14 protein-coding genes are annotated in these 22,401 nt (G+C 55.3%); 9 read left to right on the top strand and 5 right to left on the bottom strand.

Annotated elements, in window-relative coordinates; all coding sequences use genetic code 11:
• The first annotated feature begins 16 nt into the window (after positions 1–16).
• The 7 genes from PHACT_RS03510 to PHACT_RS03480 all read left to right on the top strand — a co-directional run bounded on the left by PHACT_RS03510 (position 17) and on the right by PHACT_RS03480 (position 11,156).
• A complete protein-coding gene (locus PHACT_RS03510) occupies positions 17–2,320 on the top strand; it encodes a hypothetical protein (RefSeq protein WP_070115939.1) in 2,304 nt (767 codons plus the stop codon).
• Positions 2,317–3,354, top strand: a complete 1,038-nt coding sequence (locus tag PHACT_RS03505) for a hypothetical protein (RefSeq protein ID WP_070115938.1) — start codon at positions 2,317–2,319, stop codon at positions 3,352–3,354. Before PHACT_RS03510 ends, PHACT_RS03505 begins: the two co-directional genes overlap by 4 nt.
• Entirely contained in the window at positions 3,341–6,067 is a 2,727-nt protein-coding gene (locus PHACT_RS03500) for a peptidase MA family metallohydrolase (protein WP_083264308.1), read from the top strand. Before PHACT_RS03505 ends, PHACT_RS03500 begins: the two co-directional genes overlap by 14 nt.
• A gap of 33 nt (positions 6,068–6,100) precedes the next feature.
• Positions 6,101–7,003 (top strand): DUF4159 domain-containing protein, encoded by a 903-nt coding sequence (locus PHACT_RS03495; RefSeq protein ID WP_169819379.1) that lies wholly within the window; start codon positions 6,101–6,103, stop codon positions 7,001–7,003.
• A gap of 42 nt (positions 7,004–7,045) precedes the next feature.
• Entirely contained in the window at positions 7,046–8,083 is a 1,038-nt protein-coding gene (locus PHACT_RS03490) for an AAA family ATPase (RefSeq protein WP_070115935.1), read from the top strand.
• 61 nt (positions 8,084–8,144) lie between these two features.
• Positions 8,145–9,038: a DUF58 domain-containing protein gene (locus tag PHACT_RS03485; protein ID WP_070115934.1), complete on the top strand. Its 894-nt coding sequence runs from the start codon at positions 8,145–8,147 to the stop codon at positions 9,036–9,038.
• Positions 9,039–11,156, top strand: coding sequence for a BatA domain-containing protein (locus PHACT_RS03480; RefSeq protein WP_070115933.1), 2,118 nt, complete (start codon positions 9,039–9,041; stop codon positions 11,154–11,156).
• A 318-nt stretch (positions 11,157–11,474) separates the two neighbouring features.
• On the opposite strand, the gene PHACT_RS03475 is transcribed toward PHACT_RS03480, so the two are convergent.
• Together PHACT_RS03475 and PHACT_RS03470 are read right to left on the bottom strand one after the other, a co-directional pair.
• On the bottom strand, positions 11,475–14,654 hold the full coding sequence (locus tag PHACT_RS03475) for an efflux RND transporter permease subunit (protein ID WP_070115932.1): 3,180 nt from the start codon (positions 14,652–14,654) through the stop codon (positions 11,475–11,477).
• Positions 14,651–15,775: an efflux RND transporter periplasmic adaptor subunit gene (locus PHACT_RS03470; RefSeq protein ID WP_070115931.1), complete on the bottom strand. Its 1,125-nt coding sequence runs from the start codon at positions 15,773–15,775 to the stop codon at positions 14,651–14,653. The genes PHACT_RS03475 and PHACT_RS03470 overlap by 4 nt, the downstream gene beginning before the upstream one ends.
• Positions 15,776–16,062: 287 nt before the next feature.
• Between PHACT_RS03470 and PHACT_RS03465 the strand changes: the two genes are divergently transcribed.
• Positions 16,063–16,467: a DUF4345 family protein gene (locus PHACT_RS03465; protein WP_070115930.1), complete on the top strand. Its 405-nt coding sequence runs from the start codon at positions 16,063–16,065 to the stop codon at positions 16,465–16,467.
• A gap of 13 nt (positions 16,468–16,480) precedes the next feature.
• Here PHACT_RS03465 and PHACT_RS03460 read toward each other — a convergent pair whose 3' ends face one another.
• Both PHACT_RS03460 and PHACT_RS03455 read right to left on the bottom strand, forming a co-directional pair.
• On the bottom strand, positions 16,481–17,017 hold the full coding sequence (locus PHACT_RS03460; protein WP_070115929.1) for a response regulator transcription factor: 537 nt from the start codon (positions 17,015–17,017) through the stop codon (positions 16,481–16,483).
• 1 nt (position 17,018) lies between these two features.
• Positions 17,019–18,332: an ATP-binding protein gene (locus PHACT_RS03455; RefSeq protein WP_070115928.1), complete on the bottom strand. Its 1,314-nt coding sequence runs from the start codon at positions 18,330–18,332 to the stop codon at positions 17,019–17,021.
• A 50-nt stretch (positions 18,333–18,382) separates the two neighbouring features.
• On the opposite strand from PHACT_RS03455, the gene PHACT_RS03450 reads away from it, so the two are divergent.
• Positions 18,383–20,110, top strand: coding sequence for a methyltransferase domain-containing protein (locus PHACT_RS03450; RefSeq protein ID WP_169819378.1), 1,728 nt, complete (start codon positions 18,383–18,385; stop codon positions 20,108–20,110).
• Positions 20,111–20,245: 135 nt separating this feature from the next.
• On the opposite strand, the gene PHACT_RS03445 is transcribed toward PHACT_RS03450, so the two are convergent.
• Entirely contained in the window at positions 20,246–22,261 is a 2,016-nt protein-coding gene (locus PHACT_RS03445; protein WP_070115926.1) for a TonB-dependent receptor, read from the bottom strand.
• Between the last annotated feature and the right edge of the window lie 140 nt (positions 22,262–22,401).

The following is a 22,401-nucleotide window of genomic DNA, read 5'->3' as shown; positions in this document are numbered from 1 at the left end:
AGTCAGCACCACAACAATGAGTTTTTTTCCAGACGCCAGTACCATACAAGCAATCCAGAACGGACAGTTTTCGTTTGCCTATGGTCCACATCCCCTGCTGGCGATATTGCTCTTCCTGGTGCTACCGGCACTGGTGTGGTTGTTGTATCGCAGCACCACACGGCCGCTGAGCCCGCGTTGGAAAGCATTGCTGATTGCATTGCGATCTCTCATCGCCATGATTCTCTTATTCATGTTATTGCGCCCGGTTATCACCACCTGGCAAGTGGAACCGCAGGAAACCTATCTGGCGGTGCTGGTCGACGATTCCCAGAGCATGCAGATTACTGATCTGGAGGGTCAGCAGCGGCGGCTGGATGTCATCACCGAACAACTGTATGGCGATGATGGTATTCTGGCGCCTCTGTCCGAGCGTTATCAGGTTCGCACCTTTGCTTTCAGTGATCAGGTACGAAGGATTTCCGATGCTTCCGAGTTATCTGCCGAGGGCAATGCATCCGGCCTCGACCAGGCCCTGACCCAGGTCAGGGAACAGCTTGGTGGTTTGCCATTAAGCGCTGTCGTCCTGATAAGCGACGGGGCCGATAATGCCGACGCGGACCCGCTGCTCAGTGCACGTGAGTTTGGCGCTGATCAGGTCCCCATATTTACGGTTGGCGCCGGACAGACGCAGATACCGCTTGATATAGGCATTACCGACGTCAGCGCCGCCAGCACGATTCTGGACAACACCGTCTTTGATGTTCAGGTCAATCTGGCACAGCAGGGCTTTGCCGGCCGTCCGGTGCGGCTACGGATAATGGATGGCGAGACTGAAGTTGCCGCGCAGTCCATCGTGCTGGGACCCGACGGCAGCAGCCGACGCTACGAACTGGAGGTGTCACCGGAGCGGCGTGAGCCCATTCTTTATGAATTGCAGGTTGATGAACTGGACGAAGAAATCATCCTGCAAAACAACCGTTATCAGTTTCTGGTCGACAACAGTGAACGGCCGCCATTGAACATTCTGTATGTTGACGGACATCCGCGTAATGAATTCAAATTCATCCGGCGTGCCGCCGAAGGCGATGAAAGTCTGCGTCTGGCTTCATACCTGCAGACTGGTCCCGGGCGTTTCTATCGGCAGGGGATCAACACACCAACCGAGCTGAGTGACGGTTTTCCCGCGTCGGCAGAGGAGCTGTTCAAGTACGATGCGGTGGTCATGGGCGATATTGGCCGCGAGTTTTTTAGCGACGCTCAATTGACCCTGTTGCAGGACTTTGTTGCCGAGCGCGGCGGCGGTGTGTTGATGGCCGGTATGCTGGATGATGCACTGGCAGATTCCGTGCTGGGCGACATTCTGCCGGTGACCCCGGTCAGAAGCGAAACCTTGCCAGCATTTCTGCAAGGCGGGCTTCGACGCGGCAATCATGCCACCGGTGAGTTGTTCGCCCCGCGTCTGACGTCGGCGGGCGAATTTTCACCCTTACTGCGGTTGGATAGCGATGACGCCGTCAATCGGCGACTCTGGAGTGAGCTTCCAGCGTTACAGGGCATTTATGTCACCGGCCGGCCCAAGCCAGGTGCCAGTGTGTTACTGGAACATCCCAGTCTGCAGTATCAGAATCAGGCGGTACCCCTGATGGCGACTCAGCGCTACGGCAGTGGCCGCAGTATGGCACTGACAACCGCCAGTACCTGGCGCTGGCAGATGCTGATGTCTTCGGAAGATGATTCGCATCAACGGATCTGGCGTCAGAGCTTGCGCTGGCTGGCCCAGGATGCGCCGGCACGCGTGAGTATCTCGTTCGACAGGCAATTCTATAATGCAGGTGATGAGGTTGTTGTCAGCGCTACGGTACTTGATGCCGAATACGAACCCGACAACAATGCCCTGCTGTATCTGCAACGCACTGACCCAATGGGCGATGTCAGCGACGTTGCCATGACCTGGGACATTGACGACAACGGCGTTTATCGCAGTCGTTTTAACGCGGATGCCGAAGGTATCCACCGTGTGCTGGTGGATGTCGCCAGCGCCGCCGGCACGGGTATCGAGACCGAGAAGCAGGCGGCTTTTGTGGTGACACCCTCGCTGCGTGAATACAACAACGCTGGACTGGACAGCGCCATGCTCAGCCGTATTGCCGATGCCAGTGGGGGGCGCTATTACGATTTGCCGCAAATTCGCCAACTGGTCAATGATATCGAGCACGTGCCAGGTGCCTTTTCCAGAGAAGTGCAGGAGGATCTGTGGGATTTGCCTTTCCTGCTTGCGCTGCTGATTGTGCTGATGAGTCTGGACTGGATGGCGCGACGTTACCGGGGGTTGTCATGAGCAGGTTCGCCCGGGCGGCGTGGCTGATAACACTGATGTCCTTGCCTGGACTGGCACCGCAGGCGCAGTTGCCAGCAGATGAAGGCACACCGTGGTTTCAGCAAACGGCGGCCACGGATAAACATGTTGTTATTATAACCGGCGCTGCGGCCTCGCCTGAGATCGGCGAGCGCTTTCAGGGTTGGACCCGGGATCTGCATTCGATTCTGCAGAACAGTTACGGATACAACGCAGACAACATCCGTGTGTTGTTTGATGCCGGGCAAGACATAGATGGATTGCCAGTCACCGCCAGCTCACGCGCTGACGATATCGCTGATGTGCTGTCGGCGCTGCAATCCGATGTCTCCGCCGGGGATCAGGTGACACTTCTCATGATCGGACATGGCTCGGGCACGTTTGGTGCTGCCAAGTTCAACAACGTCGGACCTGATATGACCGGTTCGGACCTGGCAGCAATGCTGGCAGGGTTTGCTGAACAGGACATAGTTATTATCAATACCACCAGTGCCAGCTTCGAATTCTCCCGTGAGTTGTCGGCGCTGGGGCGGGTTGTGGTATCCGCGACGCGCTCTCCGTCTGAACGCTATGATCCGATTTTTCCTGGCTACATGATTGAAGGCCTGCAGGATCATACCGCAGACCTGGACCGGAATGGTCGCGTGTCTGTGTTGGAGTTGTTCAATTATAGCCGCGGCCGGGTGGCCGGGTGGTATGACGAGCAGGGGCGCTTGGCCACCGAGAATGCCGTGCTTGATGATACCGGTGATGGCCTGTTTGCAAGAGAACCTGGCGCATCGCAGGCCGATGGCCTGCTGGCGGAAATTGCCTACATCGACATGATTGTGCCGGAGCAGCAAAAAACGTCGCCACAGGCGCGCGTGATACGTGCCGATATGCAATCAATTGAGCGCGAAATTTTCATTTTGCGTAATCAGAAGCAGAACTACCTGGAGGACGAGTACTGGCGCCGGCTGGAAGCCCTGTTGATTGACCTGGCCACGCAGACGAGGACATACAATGCATTGCCTTAAACTGACTTACAAAACCTTCCGGACGATGACAAGGGCTCTGGTGTTACTGGCATCGTTGTCAGCGGCACTGACATCGACCCACGTATTGGCTCAGGAACCGTCCGTGGCAGCGAACCAGTCCGGCCAGGAATTACTGGATCGTGGCCATGAGTTATTGCTGCGCGGGTCCTATCTGGCGGCTCTGGAAGTGTTCAGCCAGATCAATGATGGATTCTATCAGGCGCAGGCCGTGCTGGGTGTGAGTCAGGCGCACATGGAAACCGGGCAATACGCGCTGGCAGAAGCTGCACTGGATAGCGAGGTTTCCGAGCCTGCGGACAACCCTGAGCTGGCAACCCGGTTGGCTGAACTGTACGTTATGACGGGGCGCTCGCAGCAGGCGGAGGCATTGCTGGCCAGCGTCGTGGCGGGGCAGCTCAATCCGCCTGTGCGGACAATGGTGCAATATGGCCTGGTACTGCGACTGCGCGGCGATCGTGATGCCGCCGATGAGCAGTTCAATGCCGCGCTGGCGCGTTATGATAACGGGCTGGTGTTCGATTCCGCAGACGTTGCCATGGTGGCTGTTGCTGCACGTCAGCTGGATGAATTTCATGACGCCAACGCCTTGTTCAGCGAAGCCGTCCGGCTGGACAGCAACAATATGGAAGCGTTGGTGCTGTGGGGTGATCTGTTTCAGGAAAAATTTAATGATCAGGATGCGCAGCGTAACTATAACGAAGCACTGGAAATCAATCGGCGTTATGCACCGGCGCTGGTCGGGCTGGCCAGAATCGAGAGCCCCGAGCGTAATCTGAGTCGGGCTCTGGACGCCAATTCCAGAAGCGTAGCGGCCATGCAGACCTTTGCCGAGCTGATGCTGCGCAATGGACGTGAGGAAGAAGGCCTCCGCTTTCTGGATCAGGCGCTGGAAATCAATAGCGAACATGTGCCCGCACTGGCAACCCTGGCCGCGCGAGCCGTGATGCGGGACGAGACTGAAGAGTTTGAACGACTACGGCAGCGGGTGAACGCGTTCAGCCCGGAGAACGCGAATTTTTATGCCGCCATCGGTGATTTTCTGGGTAACAATTACCGTTTTACCGAGGCAGTGGAATACGCACGCCGCGCCATCGATCGGGATCCTCGTAACTGGTTCGCACATACAGTGCTGGGTGGCAACCTGGTGCGCCTGGGTGAGGAAGATGAAGGCAAACGTCACCTGGAGCAGGCGTTTGAAAACGATCCATTTAATGTTCTGACCTCAAATATGCTGCAGGTGTTTGATGTGCTGGAAGAATACGCCACGCTGGAAAGTGAGCACTTTCGTGTCAATATGAGTCAGCGTGATGCACAGGTCCTGTGGCCCTATATGGAGCCATTGCTGGAGAACAGCTGGGACCGGCTGGTGGCCAAGTACGGATTCGAACCCGAAGTGCCTGTCGTGATTCAGGTGTTCGAACAAACCGAAGACTTTGCTGTTCGCTCTGTAGGGTTACCCGATATCGGGCCATTGGTCGGTATCTGCTTCGGCAGGGTAGTGACCCTGATTTCACCGGACACGCTCAGCGCCAACTGGCAGGAAATCGTCTGGCATGAACTGGTGCATGTATTTACCCTGCAAATGACTGACAACCGCATGCCGCGCTGGTTATCAGAGGGAATTTCAACATGGGAAGAAAGTCAGGGTCGTCCCGAATGGGGGCGTCGTCAGGGACTGGATCTTATCCGGGCGGTGCAGCAGGATCGCCTGCTGCCGGTCGGCAGTCTCAATGACGGTTTCACCGGCGCGAACAGCGACGCCGACCTGAGTTTTGCCTACTTCCAGTCCTATCTTGTGGTTGAGTACATTGCCGAACAGTTTGGTTTTGACAGTCTGCTGGCATTGATTCATGAGTACGCCGGGGTCGCGGAAGAAAGCGAGATGTTTTTTAATGTATTCGGGCTGGACATGGCCACATTCGATGACGGGTTTCGCAGCTGGATAGATCAAAGGGTTGCGGATATCAATGTCTATGTACATGCCGAAGACAGCCCTGATGAAGGCGAAGGGCATGGTCATGGTGTGCGCGAAAACAGCAGTGCCATACTGGCCGAGTTATACAACAATGAATCGCTGAAGCAATATATGCGTGGCCGGGTGCAGCGTGAACCCCGGGATTTTCAGGCACATCTGCAACTGGGCATCGTTCTGTTTCGCGAAGACGCCTATCAGGAAGCGATTTCACATTTGCGCACAGCGCACGAGCTGTTGCCAGATTACACCGGATATCCGAGCCCGGCGCTGGTGCTGGCGCAGGTCTATGAGGCCATGGGTGACCGGGATGCGCAACGAGAGCAGCTGGCAATCATGCTGGAGCATCAGCAACATGATTTCAGTGCACCGATGACGTTGGCCGAGCATGCACTGAGCAATGATGACCTGGAACAGGCTGCTTATTTTATTGAGCGTGCACTGGCTGTTAATCCTTATCGACCGGAGGTCCATCGGATAAACGCAGAACTGGCCACGCGCCTGGGTGACACAGGGCTCACCGTGCAGGAGTATGAGGTATTGCTGACGCTGGATCAGAATGACCCGGTGGCAGCACGAACCAACCTTGCGCAGGCTTATCTGGACAACCGGCAATCTGATGATGCCCGTATGACCGTTCTCAGAGCACTGGAAACGGCACCCACCTATGAGCGGGCGCAACAGATACTGTTGCAGGCCGTCGCGGAGGGAGAAAACTAAACCATGCTGTCGCTGCCGCTATACAGAATGCTGATGCTGCGATCCGTCCTGACCGGGTTGCTGCTGAGCGTGGCACCGCTGGCGTTGGCGCAGGACAATGCGCCTGCCCAACCACAACCGTCGTCTCGTCCCGGTGTTGCTTTGCCGCCCGATTTCGACTTCAGCCGCTTCCGACGGGAGAATCAGGAGTTGCCTGATTTACCCCCGGTATCGGGCTCACAGACGGGCGACGTGTCGGGTACGTCTGAATTTACCTGGCTGCGTGGGCGTTATGAGAATTACCCGGGAGGACGTGGCCGTCGTGGCGGCTGGTGGGATACTGATTTTCCGGATGCCGAGCAGAACCTGATGCGTGGAGTACAGCGTTATACGTTCATTGACGCGCAGACCTACAATACCCGTTGGATAGATCTGACTGACCCGGAGCTGTTTGAGCATATATTTCTGTATATGACGATGAAACGCATTCCAATCGGAGGTATGAGCAGCGGGCCAGACTTTGCACCGGATGAAGTTGACGCTTTGCGTGAATTTGCCTTGCGCGGTGGATTTGTCATGCTCGACGATTTCTGGGGCGAGGCGCATTACCAGGACTTTCTGATTGAGATGGCGAAGATTTTCCCTGATCGCGAATTGGTCAAGCTCGATCTTGAACACGAAATATTCAGCATTTTTTATGATATTGAGCAGGTGGCACAGGTGCCCGGGCGGGCAGTGACCTGGGACTACGGCAGCGTCACGCTCGACGATCCGCGCTACCCGCCATCAGTACACGCGATACTGGATGATGATGGCAGGGCCATGGTGGTTGCCAACTTCAACTCGGACATGGGGGATGGCTGGGAACATACCTTTCACGAATATTACCCGACCAGTATGAGCAATGAAGCATACCGGCTGGGTATCAATTATCTGATTTATGCCTATACGCACTGACACCAGAATTAAAACGCATTTTTAAACAGACAGGATTGAGCCATGACTGATACTGATATCATTAACGAGCATCCAACCGCTGGCCTGGAAGATCACGATGATCTGGCGCTGGTTAAAAAAATGCAGGAAGGCCGTGACCAGATGGTGCACGAGATTCGCAAAGTCATAGTGGGTCAGGATGCTGTTATTGAAGAGTTGTTGATTGCACTGTTTGCCGGTGGTCACTGCCTGGTGACCGGTGTGCCGGGGCTGGCTAAAACACTGCTGATTAAAACCGTCGCCGATATTCTGCAATTGAATTTCAGCCGTATCCAGTTTACGCCCGACCTGATGCCAGCGGATGTGGTGGGTGCGGAGATTGTGGAAGAGAACGATGGGCGCCGCAAGCTGGTGTTTGTCAAAGGGCCGATTTTCACCAATATTCTGCTTGCAGACGAAATCAACCGGACGCCGCCCAAAACGCAGTCGTCCTTGCTGGAGGCGATGGAAGAGCGACAGGTAACTGCGGCAGGCGTCACCCACAAAATGGCGGAACCATTTTTTGTACTGGCAACGCAGAACCCGATTGAACTGGAAGGAACCTATCCCTTGCCAGAAGCGCAGCTCGACCGCTTCATGTTTAAAATCGAGTTGGGTTATCTGACCGAAGAAGAGGAAGTGATGGTGGTGAGTAATACCACTCGCAATTTCGACCGGTCGGTTTCACACCCACTAAGTGGCGAAGATATTCTGGCGTTTCAGCGTATTGCAAGACAGGTGCCGGCTGCGCAATCGGTCATCCAATATGCGGTGAGACTGGTGCATGCGACGCGGCCGCAGAATGAAAATTCGCCGGCTTTTGTCAAGGATTGGGTTACCTGGGGTGCCGGTATCCGTGCATCCCAGAACCTGGTGCTGGCGGGCAAAGTACGGGCCTTGTTGCACGGTCGATATAACGTATCCTTCAATGATATACGCACACTGGCGCCGTCTGTATTACGCCATCGTCTGCAATTGAACTTTCATGCCGAGGCTGAACGCATTAGCGCTGACGAACTGATTCGCCGGGTCATCGACGCCGTTAAAGAGCCTGGCCTGTGAATTCTGCCTGCACACATTATCAGACTGACCGGTGGTTCCGGCCGGGCACAGGAATGGCAACATGAGCCAGAGCAATTCCTTTATTGATCCGGCCGTGCTGGCGACGCTCGACAATCTCGAAATGCGGGCGCGCGTTGTTGTTGAGGGGTTTATTGCCGGCCTGCATAAAAGTCCAAAACGCGGTTTCAGTGTCGAGTTCACTGACTATCGTCACTATTACCAGGGTGACGACATGCGCCACGTGGACTGGAAGCTCTATGGCCGCAGCGACAAGCTGTACATCAAACAGTACGAAGATGAGACCAATGTTCGGGCCTACATATTGCTGGATAGCAGTGCTTCCATGTCCTATGCGTCCGAAGGCATGAGCAAACTGGACTACGGTCGCACACTGGCTTCGGCGCTGGCCTATTTCATCATGCGGCAGCGTGATGCGGTGGGTCTGATTACATTTGACGAAAAAATCCGCGACTTCATACCGGCGAAAGCGCGGCAGTTGCACCTGATCCGTATCCTGCGCAGCCTGCATGAACTGACCGCCGGCACCAGAACCGACATCGTCCGTCCGCTGACCGAGCTGGCAATGACATTAAAACAGAAAAGCCTGGTGATACTGATCAGCGATTTGCTGGAAGATGAGCAGACCACCATTCGCACCCTGCAGCAACTGCGTGCCATGGGCAATGAGGTCATTGTTTTCCACGTGCTTGACGAGCAGGAACTGAATTTCAACTTTAACGAATCATCTGAATTCATCGATATGGAAACTGCCGAGACTCACATCACGTCGCCAGCTGCCATTCGTAATGCTTACCTCGATAACCTGAATACCTACCTGGATGACTGCCGCAAACGTTGTCAAACCAGTGGCGTCGATTATTGTCTGCTCAATACATCGCAGCCTCTGGATAAAGCACTGGCTTCGTATCTGGCCCGTCGAACCCGGAGCGCATAAATGAGTTTTTTAAGCCCATTGTTCCTGTTTGGCCTGTTGGCCGCGGCAATACCGATTGCCATTCATTTGATCCGTCGGGAGAACCCGCCGAAGATCATGTTTGGCTCGCTGCGCTTTCTCAAGCAGACAACAAAAAAACTGATTCTGTTTCAGCAAATTCAGCAATGGTTATTACTGTTGTTGCGGGCTGCCCTGATCTGTCTGCTGGTCTTTGCCTTTGCCCGACCTTTGTTCTACCAGGGGTCGATTGCCCAACTGCTGGATACCGAGCCACAGTCAACCATGCTGTTGATCGACAGTTCGCTCAGCATGCAGTACGCAGACCGGTTTGAGCAGGCCCGGCAGCAGGCCCTGCAATCTCTGGATTCACTGTCGGCTGGTGATGAAGCGGGTGTGATCAGTTTCGCCGATGGCACCTTGGCCGTGCGCGATCTGACCACCGATCTGGCCGAGTTGCGCACTTTTATCGATAACCTGCCAGCCCCCGGTTACGAGAGAGCACGCTTCTTTCCTGCACTAAGACTGGCGAACGACATGTTGGCGCAATCGCGCCATGAGCAACGAAGCGTTGTCATGTTGTCGGATTTCCAGGCCAGCGGCATGGGGAGTGGCGAGAGTGGAGACAATGACAGCGGCTGGAATCTGGCGCCGGGTGTCTCGTTTATCGGCGTCAAAGTGGGCGATGAGCGCAGCAGCAATCTGAGTCTGGTGGATGTGCGGTCACCTCAGCAATTAATGGTTAATGCAGCGACGGTGAGTGCAGATTCTCAGGAGGTAGATGCTTCCGCCGGTTCCGGTTCCGGTTCCGGTTCGGTCGTGCCTGACAATGAAAGACAGGTTCTGGCCCGGGTGCGAAGCACTGGTAGTGTGCTGCAGGAGAGAGGCGAAGTGTCGTTGCTGCTCAACGACGAAGTACAGGAACGGGCGAACTTTGACCTGGGCGAGCGCTCCGAGGCCGTGCTGGATCTGCCACTGTCACTGGATGACAGTGGTGCTTACACCGGCGAGTTGGTGTTGGCCGGTGACAGCTTTGACCTGGACAACCATTGGTATTTCAGCCTCAATGTTGTACCAACCATGCGGGTACTGGTGGTGAACGGGGACCCTGCGGCAGACTGGTACGATGACGAGGCGCACTGGTTTGTACTGGCACTGGAAGGCATGGAGAATTCACCGTTTTCAGTGTCTCAGGTCACGCTGAGTGACTTTGACTCAAGCGACCTTGCTCAACACGATGCCGTCGTGTTGCTCAACACGGGCTCCGTGACGGGCGATCAGCAACGGGCATTGCAGGACTTTGTTGTTGACGGCGGCAGTTTGCTGCTGGCACCCGGCAATCGTGTCGCCGCTGACAGTTTTAATCAGCAACTGGCGGCTTTGGCGCCGGCGCGACTGACGAATGCGCAGGTTCTACCTGCCAATGACTACCTGCTGATAGCTGATGTGGATCGCCGTCACCCGGCCCTGCGGCCACTGGATGTTGATTGGAGTGCGCGCTTCCAGGGTTACTGGGGCAGTGAACCCAATGCTGATGGCCAGGTTCTGATGCGGTTTGACTCGGGTGACCCGCTGTTGCTTGAACGCGCCGTGGGCGAAGGGCGGACCATGCTAATCACTTCGTCACTGGATCTGGGCTGGAGTAACTTCCCGCTACAGGGTCTGTATCTGCCCTTTGTGCACGAAACCCTGACTTATATGATTCGCCCGCCGCTGCAACAACGCGCCTGGCAGATCGGTGACATGGTTGACCTGACGCCTGCGTTTGACACCGGGGATTCGCAACTGGAATTGTCAGAGCCTGACGGCACGGTGGTGACAGTCAACGCGGACAGTCCGTTCTACCGTGCCCGCATGCCAGGCTTTCTGCGCACTGAGTCGGGTGTCAATTTTGCCATCAATATTCAGGCTGAAGCCGCTGCCTTGGCGACAATTGATACATCTGTGTTGCATGACCGGATTCTTAATCCGGAAACCACCCCTGCCGTTGCCACGGGTGTGCGCACCGCACAACTGATTGCTGAACTGGAGCAGCCGCAACGGCTGTGGTGGTGGATTTTGCTGACAGTGCTTCTGCTGTTGCTGCTGGAAGCCTGGATTGCCAACAGAACCTATCGTTAACAGGGTGGCGATGCGGTCTGGTTCGGGGAAATTGCTTTAAGCAGGATGGTTCAGGCAGGGTGGTTCAAGGCAGACAACGGAAAATGATTCCATGTAAGTTAGGGGGGAACAGAGAATAATGTTCCGTCGCCTGCCTTGAGGGTTCGTGAATTGACCGCCTGATGTCCGTCAACGAGCGGTCTCACAAACTGGAATTGATACTATCACAGGCACTTTTCGCAAAAAGTGCCAGTGACAAATCGTTGCAAAGCGTTTGGATTGCTGTCACGAACCATTACATTTCAGCGTTGGTTTCGAACAACTGTTCCATTTTTCTCTTTATGCTTCGGCAGTAGCGTTTTCCTGCTTTTTGCTGAACATGCCTTTGATTCGTCTGACACGCCTGCGCAAATGATCAGGCAGGGCCAGCATCGCCGGTGTAACAACCAGTGTCAGTATGGTGCCAAATGACAGACCAAATACAATTGCGTTTGCCAGTTTCACCCACTGTGACGTGATCGGGCCACCGACTTCGATCTCGGAACCGATCAGGTCAATGGAAACATGCATTGCCAGTGGCAACAGGCCACACCCGGTCGTGAATGTGGTCAGGAATACAGGGCGAAGGCGCTGAACGCCGGTCTGCACAATGACTTCACGAATGTCCCAGTCGCTGTGTTTGGCGCGCAGGTAGTTGAAGGTATCGATCAGCACGATATTGTTGTTAACAATAATACCGGCCAGAGCCACAATACCAACCCCGGTGAGGATCACGCTGAAGGTCTGTCCGGTGGTCAACAGTCCCAACAGCACACCGGCGGTCGACAGCAGGACCGAAGACAGGATCAGCAGCGCCTGATAATAGCTGTTGAACTGTGTTACCAGCAAAATCGCCATCAGTGCCAGCGCCAGACCAAAGGCGCTGAGCAGGAAAGCAAACGATTCCGCCTGCTCCTCGTTGGAGCCACGGAAACGATAGTCTATACCGGCCGCCAACGGATTGGCATCCATCCACTGCTCGACTTCCTGTACGATATTGCTGGTGACATAGCCAGGTGCTGGATTGGCACGGACATAGACTACCCGGTTGCCATCCACACGTTGGATAGAACTCACACCTGGCAGAGCGTCGCGATTGATAAAACTGCTAATCGGCACCAGACCATTGGCCGTATTTATCCGGATATTGTCGATCTGTTCGACACCCCGATATTCTTCCGGGTAACGGACACGAATCTCAACTTCCTCTTCGCTGTCATCAGGCCGGAAATCACCCATCATCACACCGTTGGTGAGCAATTGAATTGCCGTGCCAATTTCACTCATGTTGGCACCGGACATCGCTGCCCGGGCACGATCCACGGTGATCTGCCATTCAATGCCGGGTACAGGCGTCGTGTCATCGATATCAATCAGGCCTTCAACGTTGTCCTCCAGGTGCGCCCGCACCCGTCTGGCTTCAGCAATCAGTGTGCGCAGGTCTTCACCGTAAAATTCCATCTGCAATTCCTTGCCGACGGGAGGACCCTGTTCCGGTGTTGCAATTTCTGCTCGTACGCCCGGAATGTCCTGAATTGCCTGGCGGTATAATTCTTCGACTTCAAAACCGTTAACATCGCGGTCGCGTCTGTCGGTAAACTCGAGGAAGATGGTGCCGACCAGATCGGGCGCCGCGCCCTGACCGCCACCCATGCTGCGACCAGCACCAGACTGGGTCACGATGCTTTTGTAATAGCCGATATCTGCGATTCGTGCCTCGACATCCAGCATGATGTCGCGAATTTCTTCAGGCGAGTAGTTGCCGCGGGTAAATACCTGTACCTGTGTTTGCGCGGGTTCGACACTGGTGAAGAATTCCACGCCGCGGCCATAGTTGAGATAGGCCCAGATGATGACAATCAATGTGGTAATACTGCCAAGTGCGACCAGCCCGGGTATTTTGACTGCCATGCGCAATATGCGCGCATATACACCAACGATGCCACGCATTTCGTCAGGTCGGGTTTCTTCCAGCTTGCCGATCTGGTTGCTGCCACCCACCATGACACCGGTTTTGCCACCGATCAGTGAGCCAATCGTGGGTGCAAACACCAGTGCATAAAGCAGTGAACCGATCAAAACGGCAAATACGGTTACCGGCAGGTAGCCCATGAATTCGCCGGCCACACCTGGCCAGAACATCATCGGCAGGAATGCCGCCAGCGTGGTACCGGTGGACGCAAGAATAGGCCAGAACATACGACTGGTGGCTTCCTGAAATGCATCCTTGCGGTTGTAACCTTCCGCCAGTTTGCGATCGGCATATTCCACCATGACGATGGCGCCGTCGATCAACATACCCAGACCCAGCAACAGGCCAAAAATCACCATGAAGTTGTAGGTGAACCCGAGCATGGAGATGATGATGAAGGCAAAAAAGAATGAGAAGGGAACTGCCAGCGCCACCAGTATGCCGGAGCGAACGCCGACAGCGGCAATGACCACGACCAGGACCAGCACCATGGCGGTGGCCATGTTGCCCTGGAGGCCGGAGTTCTGTTCAATCACCAGCGGAATGGTGTTGTTGAGGTAGGTGATTTCGACTGCTGGCGGGATGCGCGTGCGCATGTCCTGCACAATCAGATCGATTTTATCCATGGCCTCAACCAGGTTGGCGCCCTTGCGTTTCTGCACGTCCAGGGAGATGGAGCGGTCACCGTTGGCATAAGCGAAACGGTCGGCATCTTTAAAGGTGCGACGCACTTCGGCAAGGTCACTTAGCACGACAACACCATCGGCATTGGCAGCAATCGGAAGCTGATAGACATCGTCAGCGGTTTCAATCAGGCCAGGCACTTTCACAGAGAATGCGCCGCTGCCGGTATTCAGTGTGCCGGCCGGAATCAGACGGTTGTTGTTGGTGACGGCCTGAACCAGTTGCTGGTTGGTAACGCCGTAGGTTTCCAGTTTTGACGGATCAACAATAATTTCCAACAGCTCTTCACGCGCGCCAATTGTGTCCGCTGTCAGAATTTCGGGCAGGTTCTCAATCTGTCTTTGCAGCGTCTGTGCGATACGCAGCAATACGCGTTCGGACACGCCTTCGCCGCCCAGAGCGATCTGTACAACTGGCACGGTTGCCGCAGAAACTTCCTGGATCAAGGGTTCTTCAGTGTTCTGCGGGAATCGGGCTTTGGCCCGGTCCAGCGCTGAGCGGATATCGTTCAGGGCCAGGTCCGGGTCAAAACTGACGTCAAACTCGGTAATAATGGTGGCGGAGCCTTCGCTGGAAAAAGAACGCAGCTGGGAAATGCCGTCAATATTGTTGAGTTCAATCTCACTGGGTCTGGCCAGCAAACGCTCGGCATCTTCCGGCGAAATGCCGGGCAGAATGATGGTGGTGATAATCACCGGTACGGTGACATCAGGGTTCAGTTCTACCGGTATTGAGCGATACGCAGCCAGTCCCGCAAGAATGATGACAGCAAATACGCTGAGCGTGGTTCTGGAGCGGGACACCGCAGCTTTGATATATGTCATAATTGTGACCAGTCAAAATTGGCGTTGACGATTTGTCCCTCGAAGACCAGCTCCTGACCGACCGTAATCAGAACAACGTCATCAGGCAGCCCGGTTACCCAGAAGCCGGACTCATCAATTCGTGTGCTTTCGCCCACGATCTGAACACGGTGGAATTCCACTTCATTGTCACTGTTCAGTGTTTTTACGCCCATCAGTCCGGCATCGTCGAGCGTGACAGATGACGGCGGCACCAGGTGCGCGCTGATTTGTGAGGCGTCCAGCAGGATCTCGGTACTGATGCCCTGACGGATCGGCGTCTGCTGTGGTTCGAGCCGTACTTCGATGCGGTAGCTTCGGGAGATCGGGTCTGCCGCGCGGGCAAGATAGGTCAGTTCGCCGTTGATCCGCTCGCCGGTCACCATAATGCCCGTGACACGGGTACCGATCTCGAGTTTGCTGACCTCCTGTTCTGGTACTTGCCCTACCAGTAGCATGGGGTCGTCATCAAACAATGAAGCGCACTGTCCACCCATGTCCATATAGTCGCCGACTTCAATAGCGCGTGTTTCCACAATACCGTCAAAAGGTGCCCGGATTTTGGTGCGTTCCAGCGCCAGTTCAGCGCGTTTGACGGCTGCGATGGCGGCGTCATAGGTCGTTTTTAACTGAGCCTGTGCCGATCGGGAAATCAGCTCGCGTTGGAACAGATCCTGGCCACCCTGATATTCCAGGCGAGCCTGCTCTTGACGGCTAAGCGCTTCCTGCAGGTCTGTTTCGCGGGTATCAATGGCGAGTTCGCACAGAACGTCGCCGGCCTTTACCCGGGCGCCGCGGGCAGCGGGTGTGCCAATGACACGGCCGGATGTCTCGGCGCGCACATCAACCAGACGGAAAGCCTGGGTGCGCCCGCGGACACTGACCGTCTGGGTGTAAGTGTCAACGCTGGACCGGGTTGCGCGGACAGTGAAGTCAGCTGCAGATGACACACGATTGGATCCGTCATCGGCCACTGCGGTCACGCTTCTGTCGATGTCGGCGCTGGCGTAGCGCTCATCGCGATCGGCATCGCCTCTGGGGACCAACATCCATGCCGCGATCAGGATGACCAGGCCTATAGCTACCAAATATTGTTTTTTCACGACAGGCTCCGCTTGTTGCTGACTGCTTTCATGGGCGTGATGCGTAGTGTATCCAGAGTTTTTTTCAATGCAATGCACCAAGCGGCGAACTGGCGCGCTTTTTGGTATGCTGACCGATAGTTGTTGTTATACGTTTGCGGCGTACCCGGCGATCACTGTGTGTGCCGAATTTTGTGGAGAGCATTGCGGCGAACGTTATACCATGCCCGTGCCGTTGCTCTGAGTGCCAAAAGTCATTTTCTGTGGCAGGCCGCACAATCAAAACCCTGAAATTGAAGGAATTACAGATGAATGTACTGGCTCGCGTGTTTCCTCCAGCTTTGCTGGCGTTGAATGGACTCATTTACCTGGGAATTGGCTGGTTGTTTAGCGTTGATGTGGTGGCCTGGTTCGAGGTCGTGGGAGTCGATCTGCGCAGCGATATGGGTTACACCGAGCTTCGGGCAGTCTACGGCGGATTCATGCTCGCCCTGGGTGCCTTTTTGCTGGTGTGTGCGTTACGCCACAAATCGTACGCGTCAGCCGGAGTTCTATTGCTGGTATTCACCTATGCCGGTCTGGTGGCTGCGCGCAGCTGGGGCGTGCTGGTCGAGCAGGCCTACAATGCCACCGTGTTGCAGATATATATCAGTGAATGGCTGGCGCTGGTGCTGAGCATCGCTGCCTGGTTCTGTCTGAAGCGTCAGAACTGACGCCGGCGAACAGTCAACCGGAAACCGGCTTTTTCTGCAATTTGCGCTGAAGTGTGCGCCGGTGCATATTCAATTGCCGTGCTGTCTCCGAAATATTGCCGTCATTTTCCTTCAGAATCTTCTGGATATGCTCCCATTCCAGTCGGCGTACCGACATTGGCTGCTGAATGGACATGGGCGCGTGATCGGCAGCCGGACTCGCCGTCAAGGCGCTGACAATGTCGTTGGCATCAGCAGGTTTGGCCAGATAGTTGTCCGCGCCCAGCTTGATGGCCTCGACAGCGGTGGCGATGCTGGCATATCCGGTCAGCATCAAAATCGGGCTGTCCGGGCGCTTGTCTTTTAACAGGGGAATCAGCTCCAGTGATGAATGCCCGGCCAGGTTCAGATCTACGATGGCATAGTCATGGTTGTTAGTGGCGATGGCGAGTCGTGCTGCGTCCAGGTCACTGGCATGGACTACCTGGAAATTGCGGCGCTCCAGAGCCCGGCTCATGACCTGTGCGAACACGGCATCATCTTCAATCAGTAAAATCAGCTTTTGGTCCATGTCAGGTACTCACTGGAAGCCTGATGACGGTGCGGGCACCGGCATCCTTGACGTTGAATATTTCGATACTGCCACCGTGCCTCTGTATGGATGCATTAGCCAGGAAAATCCCCAGGCCCATGCTGTCGCTGCGGGTCGAGATAAATGGCTCGCCCATGCTTTCCAGGACCTCCGGCGGGATGCCGGGGCCATCATCCTGAACTGACATCAATACCTGGGGCTGTGGCGGTTGTGCGCCGGAATAGGTCACCGACACCTGAGAGCGGGCGGCTTTGATGGCGTTTTCAATGATGTTGATCAACGCATGCCGGATGGTGATGTCCGCTGAAATCATCAGCTCACGGCAGTCTTCATCCATGGTGAAGTCAATGTGTGCGCCCGGATGGATGTTCGTGATGTAATCGCGCACGGCGTCATCAAAGTTGCACAGGCGCAGCCGCCCGGGCTGGCTGCGATCATTCTTGTTATAAAATCGCGTCAGCTCATCCAGCGAGTGTTTGCAGCGCACCACCTGCTCGCGCAACAGATGGATATCTGCCTTCACGTTTTGTTCACGCAATTGTTCTTCCGACTGGTCATCAAGCTCTGACAACAGCACGGCCATGGTCGCCAGTGGCGTTCCCAGTGCGTGCGCAGTGCCGGCTGCCAGTGTTCCAATGGCTACCAGTTGTTCATTGCGCATGGCATCTTCGCGCGCCTTGGCCAGCGTCACCTCGCGACTGCGAATGGCCTGCGCCATACGACTGACAAATGCAGTAATCAGCAGTGCGCTGACAACAAATGTCACCCACATGCCAACCAGGTGAACCTGAAAGTCGGGAACCATATGTTCTGCATGCTGATCGGTGGCAATGCCTATCAGTAAAAGTACGGTATACACAACAATCGCCAGTGCCGAAAAGATGTTGGCCCAGAACAGGTTCAGCAATGTGGCGCCGACCGCCAGAAGCACCAACAGGTATGAGATCAGTGGGTTGGTGGCACCACCTGTGTAAATCAGCAACACAGTCACAAATACAAAGTCGAGGGCCAGGTGAGCTGCCAACTCGCGCGTGGTAATCAGTGTCGCACGACGCACGCGCCACACGCCCAGGGCCAGAGAGACCACAATGCCGACCAGTAGGGCCGCGATGGGTAACACGGGCAGATTCAGAGGCGAGAAAAAGTCGAATATAAACGTGCCCAGAATACCCGTGGCCGTAACCAGCGTGCGCAGCGCCAGCAATCGCTGCAGGCTGACGCGGGGAGCCATGCGCAGCTCTCCGTGGGTGCCGCGTAGCAGGGTATCGAGCCAGGCAATGCCAGTTTTACTCATATCAGTTCCCGTTTTACTCATGCCGGCTATTGTACCGTATAATGCGCATCATGAAGACGACACATCAGTCACTGATTTTCCCGCTAAACGTATACGCCGAGTTGCTGGAACTGGCGTTTGGTCAGGTTGACTTTCTCAGTTACGGTTTGCAGGCCGAGCCCGGTTTAAGCATCGTTGAAGCGCAACAGGCGATGACAACAAAATTGCTTGCCATGCTGGAACACGGGCCGGGGTCGTCTGTGCTTGATGTTGGTTGCGGTACCGGCATGCTGGCACAGCAACTGATGGCGTCTGGGTATCAGGTCACCGCGATTGACGCTAATGAGGCAGCAATTGCTGCCGCCAGGCAACGCTTTGCCAGTGAGGCACCGTTGGCACTTGCTGAGCTGCAGGCGTTTGAGCCGGACCAGCGTTTTGATGTATTGATCCTGCAAAACAGCGCCCGTTATCAATCCCCTTTAACCGTGTTTGCGCATGCGCGCCGGTTACTGAAAGCCGGTGGCCAGTTACTGATTCAGGAAGAGTTTACCGGCGATGATGCCGAGCGGGTTGCCGAACCGCTGCCCGTGCTGACACACGTCGTGCAAATGGCAGGCCGGGCCGGTTTTGAATTGACTCAGCAGCATGATGTCAGTGTTGGTGTGGGTGACTGGCTACAACGTTGCCTGCCGTTGCTTGAGCAGCACATGGTAACACTGACAGAACGCACCGGGCTGTCCACGCAGGTGCTGTCGGATTTGCGCCAGAGCATGTCAGCTGATCTGTCCAGATGCCGCAGCGGGCGCTACGTTCATGCTCTGCTATCGTTCCGCATGGAAGACACCGATGTCACTCTGTTGCCTGCTGAGGCACTGTCGATAGAACAATTCCGTAGCCTGTTTGAAAACAGTTTTGACACTGACTTTAACGCCGAACTCTGGCACTGGAAGTATGGTCAGGGGCGCGGGCATTCTGTGGTGGCCTGCAAGCAAGGGGAGGCGGTAGCTCATTATGGTGGTATCAGTCGCGATATTCTGTATTTCGGCGCACCTGAACAGGCTCTGCAGATCTGCGATGTCATGGTTCTGCCACAGCATCGAAGTTTCTACAGCCGAAGCAGTCTGTTCTTTCTGACGGCGGCGACCATGCTGGAGCTGCATGCCGGCAATACCCGGCGGCACCTGTTGGGTTTTGGTTTTCCCAACCTCAAGGCCATGCATGTTGCCCAGCGCCTTAAACTATACGCCAAAACCGATGAGCTGATGGCACTGTCATTTCCGCCCGGTTGTTTTGATACTAATACAGGTGATGATGCCTGGACTGTCGCGTCAGGGTCGCCGGACAGTGGCGACTGGAAGCGGGTTGACGTCTTATGGCAACAAATGGCATTGGCGTTTACTGATGGCATTGTCGGACTGCGCAATGCGCACTATCTGTTCTACCGGTATGTGCAGAGGCCGGGACTGGATTATCAGTTTCATGTTATCAGCCATACATCGGGTGAAAAAGCGGTCGCAGTCACCCGTGACCATGGTGAAGGCTTTCTGATCATGGATATCATCACCGCGGACAAAAATATGGCAGCTGCTCTGCAGGCATTATGCCGACACGGCCACGACATCGGTCGGCCGATGGTATTCTGGTTAAGTGCGGGCCAGCAACAACGCTTTCAGGCAACAGGCCTGCAGGCAGATGCCACTGGCATACACATTCCCTGCAATGCCTGGACTCAGGGGCCGTCTGCAGAAAAGTTGCAGGGAAAGTGGTGGCTGACAGCGGGCGACATGGATTTCTTATAAAGCGCTGAGTATAGTGAAACGAAAGGTATTTAATGTAGGCCGCTTGTGTCGGACGCCGAAAAGTGTCCTGGGCAACCTGGCAAGCTTTTTTTCGCCCGCCAGGTGCGTCCAGGGTTTCACGTTACAGTCTTAAAATCAGAAGCGCGCTTGCAGGCTAACGCGAACACTGCGTGGCTCGACCGGGTGGAAGTGAATATCTTCTACCGGTGCGGCTTCGCCGGGCAGTTGGGACTCGTAAAAGTAGGTAATGTCCCGGTCATCGCTATCCAGCACATTCAGCAATTCCAGCGACACTGACAGACTGGGTGAGAGCTGATACGTTGTTTGTGCATTCATCAGAAAAGTTGCCTCGGAGCGTGGTCGGCGTGCTTCGCTGAGCGGCGCCTCGCCCAGGTAGCGCAGTCGGATGCCGCCGCTCCAGTTATTCAGATCGTCGATAATCATGCCCAGCGATGCCGTTCGTTCTGGCGCGTTTCCGATATAATTGTCGGCGCCAACACCGCGCAATCGCGCCTTGGTATGGCTGACATCTGCGTCGAACAGCAACCAGCTGGTAGGTGAGTACAGACCGCTGATTTCGATACCGGTGCGTTCACTTGGAGCGACGGCCTCGGTATTGCCTGCGTCACCGACATAAATAAGCTCTGAGGACAGTCGCATATTGAATGCGGTCACGGCAATCTGGGTTTTGGGGATCAGCGAGGTCCGGAAACCTGCCTCATAGCTGCGTGCAGTCGCCAGTGGGTCTACACTATCTATGGGGTCGCCACTGACTGGATCAATACTGATTACGGTGCCACGTGCATCATTACTGTGGAAGCCCTGGCCAGCGCTTAAGAAAGTTTCGAGTTTGGGCATGGGGCTGTAAATCAGATTCAGCTTGGGACTGATCAGAGTGTCATCACCTGAACCGCTGTTGGCTGCGATGCCGGCTGCCACATCAAACGAATAATGGTCGGCGCGCAAGGATGTCACTGAGCGGAAGCGATCCGTCCACTGATGCTGCACGGACGCATAGAGGCTGTTCAGAGTCTGCTCGACATTGTCGGCACGCACGGTGTCGTAAATCGCTCGCTGCTCGGTGAGATAAAGACCGACGTCAATATCGTCATAACGGTTCTGGAAACCGACGGTAATTTCTGTCGGGATTTCAGTTTGCAGGGTGCGTCGGTATTCCGTTTCGAATCCGGCGACACGACGATCGTCTGCCTGCTGGAACTGGTCACCGCGAACCGGGTCGTTGGCAAAATAAGTAAAGTTGGAATACAGGTCGAGTGTGTAGTCCATCAGGTAAGCACTGAAATTCCACTGATCATCTGCGCTCAGATTCTCCTGCCACTCAAACGACAGGCTGTTGCGTCGGCTCTGGCCACCCACGGTGGGGTCAACATTGCCGAAGCGGCTAAGCGTACCATTTTCAACTGCACGCAGCGGGATCTGGTCGCTCGAATCCCAGTCATTGAGGTAACTCATACCGGTGAGGCTCCATTCGCGCGCTGCGGATGCTTCATGGTATTTGACCAGCGCCTGCCGGCTATCAAGGTCCTGGTCGCGATCCCATGGGCCTTCGTATTGCGTAACGGCGCCGGCAAGCGTCAGTTGACCCGCGAACAGATCAACGGATTCACCCAGGAACAGCCGCTGATAATTGTTTTCTCCCAGCGTCAGGTTGAGCAAACCCTGTTCGAGACTGTCTGCGTAACTGAACTCGGCTGAACCGGCGGTGGCAAAATCGCCACCGTCGGCGTAGTAGGGGCCTTTACGGAACGTCAGCTGGTTGACCAGTTCGGGAATGATAAAGTTGATGTCCGCATACCCCTGGCCATGGCCGTGGCTGGGCATGTTGATGGGCATATCGTCCAGGCGCAGCGCGAAGTCAGTACCATGATCCAGATTGAAGCCACGCACAAAGTACTGGTTGGCCTTGCCTTCGCCGCTGTGCTGGGTAGCGATCAGGCCGGGTACAAATTCCAGTAGCTCTGCCGTACGGGAGACCGGCCGTAACTCCAGTTGGGTATCGTAGATGATACCCTCGGCGGCTGTGACGGGAGTGCCTCTCAGGTCAAAGTCGCTGCCAAACACAAGTATTTCCTGTGGCGCGTCATTTTCGGCCTCGGCAGCATAAGTGTGGCTGCTTATAACCAGTGCCATGGTTGTTGCCAATGAGAGTCTGGAGTTAGTCAATGATCTGTACCTCTGGGCAGTTTGCAGGCCCGTTGCCTGTCGGTGGAAACCTGAATTATAGGCCAATAAAAACGCAAGCATTCTTAAGTTATTGATAAACAACATAA

Origin of the sequence: Pseudohongiella acticola (genome assembly GCF_001758195.1) — a bacterium.
In the GTDB taxonomy this organism is placed as follows: Bacteria; Pseudomonadota; Gammaproteobacteria; order Pseudomonadales; family Pseudohongiellaceae; genus Pseudohongiella; species Pseudohongiella acticola.
The sequence above is the reverse complement of the archived record's forward strand: the minus strand, read 5'-3'. Positions and strand labels throughout refer to the sequence as shown.

Coding starts and splice junctions, on each gene's coding strand:
- PHACT_RS03445 (WP_070115926.1), bottom strand. CDS start 22,261: ATGGCACTGGTTATAAGCAGCCACACTTATGCTGCCGAGGCCGAAAAT.
- PHACT_RS03500 (WP_083264308.1), top strand. CDS start 3,341: ATGCATTGCCTTAAACTGACTTACAAAACCTTCCGGACGATGACAAGG.
- PHACT_RS03490 (WP_070115935.1), top strand. CDS start 7,046: ATGACTGATACTGATATCATTAACGAGCATCCAACCGCTGGCCTGGAA.
- PHACT_RS03485 (WP_070115934.1), top strand. CDS start 8,145: ATGAGCCAGAGCAATTCCTTTATTGATCCGGCCGTGCTGGCGACGCTC.
- PHACT_RS03465 (WP_070115930.1), top strand. CDS start 16,063: ATGAATGTACTGGCTCGCGTGTTTCCTCCAGCTTTGCTGGCGTTGAAT.
- PHACT_RS03480 (WP_070115933.1), top strand. CDS start 9,039: ATGAGTTTTTTAAGCCCATTGTTCCTGTTTGGCCTGTTGGCCGCGGCA.
- PHACT_RS03510 (WP_070115939.1), top strand. CDS start 17: ATGAGTTTTTTTCCAGACGCCAGTACCATACAAGCAATCCAGAACGGA.
- PHACT_RS03505 (WP_070115938.1), top strand. CDS start 2,317: ATGAGCAGGTTCGCCCGGGCGGCGTGGCTGATAACACTGATGTCCTTG.
- PHACT_RS03455 (WP_070115928.1), bottom strand. CDS start 18,332: ATGAGTAAAACTGGCATTGCCTGGCTCGATACCCTGCTACGCGGCACC.
- PHACT_RS03475 (WP_070115932.1), bottom strand. CDS start 14,654: ATGACATATATCAAAGCTGCGGTGTCCCGCTCCAGAACCACGCTCAGC.
- PHACT_RS03495 (WP_169819379.1), top strand. CDS start 6,101: ATGCTGCGATCCGTCCTGACCGGGTTGCTGCTGAGCGTGGCACCGCTG.
- PHACT_RS03450 (WP_169819378.1), top strand. CDS start 18,383: ATGAAGACGACACATCAGTCACTGATTTTCCCGCTAAACGTATACGCC.
- PHACT_RS03460 (WP_070115929.1), bottom strand. CDS start 17,017: ATGGACCAAAAGCTGATTTTACTGATTGAAGATGATGCCGTGTTCGCA.